A 5,243-nucleotide genomic window follows, 5' to 3' on the forward strand; every position below is an offset into this window, starting at 1 on the left:
AAAGCGCACGAAGGCGCGACTTCTCGCCAAGGGAGACCGGCGGCAACGACATGGGCTGGATTCTCCGAATCACCGACAGCCCACAGAATCACGACCAGCGCAATTCGTAAACCGCCGTTAACCCGAGTTCGCAGCCCTGGCGGTAGTTCCGACAGGGTTGCGGTTCCTGCCTCCGTCTGCGATCTTCGGCCGAGGACGACACGCGAGCACCACCGGACGGACGCCCCCCGGCCCATGGCCACAGCCGCCCAGACGACCCTCGAGACGACCGCCGCGCCGGGTGCCCCGGCGGCGGAGCCCGTGCTCCTCGGCGGCAAGACCGAGATCCTGCCGGGCTCGCCGATGGCCGGGCTGAACGCGGCCGGCGGCCCGGCCTTCGCGGCGCGCAGCCAGCGCGACCGCAAGGCGGAACTGTTCGCCGTCGTGTGCAACGGCGGGCTGCCGGCGCGCACGGACAGCCTGACGGCGCTGCGCAGCGCCGAGCATCCGAGCCTGATGCGCCTGCACGACTGGGGCATGGTCGACTGGACGCCGGAAGGCGTTCGCCGCTTCGTCCTCGTCTTCGAGCGGCCGGCCGGGCGCCGGGTCATGGGGTCGATCGGCGAGGGGCGCGAGCCGATGACCGAGGACCAGGTGACCCGCTTGGTCGTCGAGCCGCTGGCCGGCGCGCTGTCGGAGCTGCAGAGCCGGGCCATCGTCCACGGCGACATCCGCCCGACCAACCTGTTCCTGCGCGAGCAGGCGAGCGGCGTGATGATGCTGGGCGAATGCGTCTCCACGCTGCCCTCCTACGCCCAGGAGCCGGTGTTCCTGACCGTCGAGCGGGCGATGGCCCTGCCGGCCGGGCGCGGCGCGGGCACGACGGCGGACGACCTGTACGCGCTCGGCGTCACGATCCTGATGCTGCTGATGGGGCGCAACCCCGTGAAGCATCTCGACGACGAGGCGGTGCTCCAGGCCAAGATCGAGCGCGGCAGCTACCCGGCCCTGGTCGGCCAGCAACGCATCTCCCTCAACGTGATGGAGCCGCTGCGCGGACTGCTCGCCGACGACCCGAAGCAGCGCTGGACGCTGCAGGACCTGGAGCTGTGGATCTCCGGCCGCCGGCTCAGCCCCAAGCAGCCGCAGGTTCCGCGCAAGGGTGCCCGGCCGTTCGAGTTCCAGGGCCAGAACCTGCAGCACAGCCGCGCGCTCGCGCGCGCCTTCTCGCGCAGCCCGGTCGTTGCCGCCCAGGCGATCGAGAACGGCGACCTCGACCGCTGGCTGCGGCGCAGCCTCGGCGACGACGCGCGCGCCGAGGCGGTCAAGGCCGCGGTCGACAGCGCCGCCGCCGCCGGCCGGTCCGGCAGCTACGAGGACCGCCTCGTCTCGCGCGTGTCCATGGCGCTCGATCCGCCCGCCCCGATCCGCTACAAGGGCAAGGCGATGATGGTCGACGCGATCGGCGGCGCGCTCGCGGAAGCCTATGCGCTGGACCAGAGCCCGCAATCCGTCGCCGAGGCCGTGGCGGCCCAGCTCCCGATGTTCTGGGTCAACGTCCAGCCGGAGTTCCGGGCCGAATACGTCCCCCTGGTCCAGACCTTCGACGCGATGCGCTCCTTCCTGGAGCGGCCGGGCCCCGGCTTCGGGGTGGAGCGCGTGCTCTACGAGCTGAACCCGACCATGGCCTGCATCAGTCCGATGGTGCGCAACCACCACCCCGCCAACCCGACCGAGCTGATGGCGGCGCTGGAGGCGGTGTCGGCGAGCCCGAACCGCCCGGGCGAACCGCTCGACCGCCACATCGTCGCCTTCCTCGCCGCGCGCTTCCGCAAGCTGGACGAGCGGATCTACGGGCTGGTCGGCGGCGGGGGCGAGGCGACGAAGCGGACGACGGCGATGCTGAACGTGCTGGGCGACGTCCAGCGCCGCTTCGGCCCGCCCGGCCTGCCGGGCCTGTGCGGCTGGATGGCCGAGCTGATCGAGCCGGCCGTCGACCGGTTCCACAGCCGCCCCAAGCGCGAGCGCCTGCGGATCGAGACGCAGAAGGCGGCGCGCACGGGCGAGATCGCGAACCTGCTGCGCCTCGTCGACGATCCCGACCAGATCCGCAAGGACGAGATGGGCTTCCAGGCCGCGCGCAAGGAGTACGACCGCATGGGGCGGGAGATCGACCGCCTCCAGCGCGAGATCGACAACCGCGACGAGGTCGCCGAGACCCTGGGCCGGCAGGTCGCCGCGGTCGCCTCCAGCGTGCTGGCGACGCTGCTGCTGGTCGGCGTCGTCGTCGTCATGGTCACCTGAGGGGAGGCGCGGATGGCGGCGCAACGGGGCGGCACGGCGCGGCGGCGCGCGCGGAGCAAGGGCAACGGCCTGACGGTGCTGCTGCTGATCGTGGTGCCGATGTCGCTGCTGTTCATGCCGACCGCGGTCCTGCTGGCGGTCGGGCTGGTGCCGACGGCGGTCGCCTTCGTGATCGACCGCGACCCCGACAAGACGGCGCCGATGACGGTCGGCGCCCTCAACTTCGTGGGCGTGATGGTGTTCGCGATCCAGCTCTGGCAGGGCCGGCACTCGCTCGCGGGGGTGATGACCCTGCTCGGCGACCCGTTCACCTGGCTCGGCATGTACGGGGCGGCGGCCGTCGGCTGGGCGCTCTATTACGGCATCCCGCCCGCGGTCGCGATGTGGACCGCGATGCGGGCGGAGACGCGCATCGCGCGCCTGCGCGAGCACCAGCAGGACCTGGCGGAGGAATGGGGCCCGGAAGTCCGCGGCGAGCCGGCCGGGGACGCGCCCCGGCGGTAGGCCCCAGCGGTAGGCCCCAGCGGTAGGCCCCGTGCGCCTGCCGCCGCTCAGCTCTGGGCGAGTTGCTGGTCGATCGCGGCGTTGCGGATGGACTTCTGCAGCTTCTCGAACGCGCGCACCTCGATCTGGCGGACGCGCTCGCGGCTGATGCCGTATTTCTGCGACAGGTCCTCCAGCGTCGTCGGCTCCTCGCGCAGGCGCCGTTCGGTCAGGATGTGGCGCTCGCGGTCGTTCAGGTCCTTCATCGCCTCGCGCAGCAGCACCTGGCGCTTGCCCAGCTCCTGGCGTTCGGCCAGCGAGACCTCCTGCGTGTCCGACTCGTCGACCAGCCAGTCCTGCCACTCGCCCTCGCTGTCGGCGCGCAGCGGCGCGTTCAGCGAATGGTCGGGGCTGGACAGCCGGCGGTTCATGTTGACGACGTCCGACTCGGGGACCTCCAGCTTCTCGGCGATCGCCTTGACGTGCTCGGGCGACAGGTCGCCCTCGTCGATCGCCTGCATCTGGCCCTTGAGCTTGCGCAGGTTGAAGAACAGCTTCTTCTGGGCGGCGGTGGTGCCCATCTTGACCAGCGACCAGCTGTGCAGGATGTATTCCTGGATCGCGGCGCGGATCCACCACATCGCATATGTGGCGAGGCGGAAGCCGCGGTCGGGGTCGAAGCGCTTGACCGCCTGCATCATCCCGACATTGCCCTCGGAGATCAGCTCCGCCAGCGGCAGCCCGTAGCCGCGATAGCCCATCGCGATCTTGGCCACCAGCCGCAGGTGGCTGGTGACGAGCCGGTGGGCCGCCTCGGTGTCCCCGCACTCCTTCCAAGCCTTGGCGAGCATGAACTCCTCCTCGGGCTCGAGCAGCGGGAACTTGCGGATATCCTGGAGGTAGCGGGCCAGATTGGACTCCGAACCTAGGATGGGTACGCTCGGTGTGTTCGCCATGGGTGCCTCTCCCCGGCCGGAGCCCCGCGGGCGGCGGCAACGGCCGTTCATCGCTGGCCGCGGGTTCCGATTCGGACCCCCGCGGCGTTGGTCGCACAACTGCCAGAATATCTCAGCCCTGCGGCGAGGCCTATCCTTAAATCGATTCCAAGCTTCCGACCAGTGCCTGGAAGTCCAAGGGTAACCCGCTCGTGAAGCTCATCTCTTCCGCGGTCCGCGGATGCCGGAACCGGATCTCCGCCGCGTGCAGGGCCTGCCTCGGAAAGCCAACAACGGTGCCGTGGGCGGGTTCCGGCAGCGTGCGCAGCTTCGCGAGTGCCGTGCGCGCCGCCCGGCCGCCGGCATAGAGCGGGTCCCCGATCAGCGGATGGCCGATATGCGCGAGATGCACGCGGATTTGGTGGGTCCGCCCGGTCTCGAGCCGGCATTCGACCAGGGCGGCCAGCAGGCCGAAGCCCTTCAGCACCCGGTAATGGGTGACGGCCGCCCGCCCGCCGGCGACGACGGCCATCTTCTTGCGGTCGGCCGGGCTGCGCCCGATCGGGGCGTCGACCGTGCCGCGCGCGGGCGCCGGCAGCCCGAAGGTGACGGCGAGATAGGTGCGGCTGAGGCTGCGGTCCTGGAACTGCGCGGTCAGCCGGGCATGGGCGAGGTCGTTCTTGGCGACCACCATCAGCCCGCTCGTGTCCTTGTCGAGGCGGTGGACGATGCCCGGCCGGCGCACGCCGCCGATGCCCGACAGCCGGTCGCCGCAATAGGCCAGCAGCGCGTTGACCAGCGTGCCGCGCGGGTTGCCGGCCGCCGGGTGGACGACGAGGCCGGCGGGCTTGTCGACGACGAGCACGTCCTCGTCCTCGTGGACGACGGTGATCGGGATCGCCTCCGGTTCCGGGACCGCGGGCTCGGCGGCCGGCACGGCGATGCCGACGGCCTGCCCCGCGCGCACGCGCAACGAGGCGTCCGCCGCCGGCCGGCCGTCCAGGGTGACGAGGCCTTGCTCCATCAGCGCCTTGAGGCGCGAGCGCGACAGCGCTTCCGCTTCCGGCACGGTCCCGGCCAAGCCGCGGGCGAGCACGGCCAGCGCCTTGTCCAGCCGTTCGCCGGCGAGGTCGTCGGGCACGGTCAGGTCGATGCGCGCGAGGGCAGGGCCGAGGGAGGAGGCGAGGGACGGGGCACCGTCCTCGTCGTCTTCGTCTTCGTCGTCGATGCGGGACATGAGGCCGGCAGAGTGGACCGGCGCGGCCCGGGCGCACAAGCCTCTTGACGGATGGGTGGTCACGTCTTGCAGTCTGTCGGCCCGGACCAGAGCAGAGAATGACGGCGACCACACCATGATCTTCACCAGCGACAACGTCGTAGGCGCGGCACCCGAGATCCTGTCGGCCCTGGTCGAGGCGGCGAACGCCGGCCCGATGGCCTCCTACGGGGCGGACCCGCTGAGCGCGAGCGTGGCCCGCCGCATGGCGGAGCTGTTCGAGACCGAGGTGGAGGTGTTCCCGGTCGCGACCGGCACGGCGGCGA

At 71.5% G+C, this 5,243-nt stretch carries 5 protein-coding genes; 3 read left to right on the top strand and 2 right to left on the bottom strand.

The window, feature by feature from the left end:
• Positions 1 to 234 precede the first annotated feature (234 nt).
• On the top strand, positions 235 to 2,283 hold the full coding sequence (locus VGO20_RS23790) for a protein kinase domain-containing protein (RefSeq protein WP_327504882.1): 2,049 nt from the start codon (positions 235 to 237) through the stop codon (positions 2,281 to 2,283).
• Between the two features lie 12 nt (positions 2,284 to 2,295).
• A complete protein-coding gene (locus VGO20_RS23795; RefSeq protein WP_327504883.1) occupies positions 2,296 to 2,787 on the top strand; it encodes a hypothetical protein in 492 nt (163 codons plus the stop codon).
• 47 nt (positions 2,788 to 2,834) lie between these two features.
• Here VGO20_RS23795 and rpoH read toward each other — a convergent pair whose 3' ends face one another.
• Both rpoH and VGO20_RS23805 read right to left on the bottom strand, forming a co-directional pair.
• Positions 2,835 to 3,722 (bottom strand): RNA polymerase sigma factor RpoH, encoded by an 888-nt coding sequence (rpoH, locus tag VGO20_RS23800; protein ID WP_327504884.1) that lies wholly within the window; start codon positions 3,720 to 3,722, stop codon positions 2,835 to 2,837.
• Between the two features lie 136 nt (positions 3,723 to 3,858).
• Positions 3,859 to 4,938, bottom strand: coding sequence for an RluA family pseudouridine synthase (locus tag VGO20_RS23805; protein WP_327504885.1), 1,080 nt, complete (start codon positions 4,936 to 4,938; stop codon positions 3,859 to 3,861).
• A gap of 115 nt (positions 4,939 to 5,053) precedes the next feature.
• On the opposite strand from VGO20_RS23805, the gene VGO20_RS23810 reads away from it, so the two are divergent.
• The coding region (locus tag VGO20_RS23810) for a beta-eliminating lyase-related protein (protein WP_327504886.1) at positions 5,054 to 5,243 on the top strand (190 nt) is incomplete at its 3' end.

It is taken from the genome of Arenibaculum sp., from assembly GCF_035998295.1.
Classification (GTDB): domain Bacteria; phylum Pseudomonadota; class Alphaproteobacteria; order Azospirillales; family Azospirillaceae; genus DASYHS01.

Excerpts from the sequence above, each read along its gene's own strand:
- VGO20_RS23790 (WP_327504882.1), top strand. The coding sequence starts at position 235 with ATGGCCACAGCCGCCCAGACGACCCTCGAGACGACCGCCGCGCCGGGT.
- VGO20_RS23795 (WP_327504883.1), top strand. The coding sequence starts at position 2,296 with ATGGCGGCGCAACGGGGCGGCACGGCGCGGCGGCGCGCGCGGAGCAAG.
- rpoH (WP_327504884.1), bottom strand. The coding sequence starts at position 3,722 with ATGGCGAACACACCGAGCGTACCCATCCTAGGTTCGGAGTCCAATCTG.
- VGO20_RS23805 (WP_327504885.1), bottom strand. The coding sequence starts at position 4,938 with ATGTCCCGCATCGACGACGAAGACGAAGACGACGAGGACGGTGCCCCG.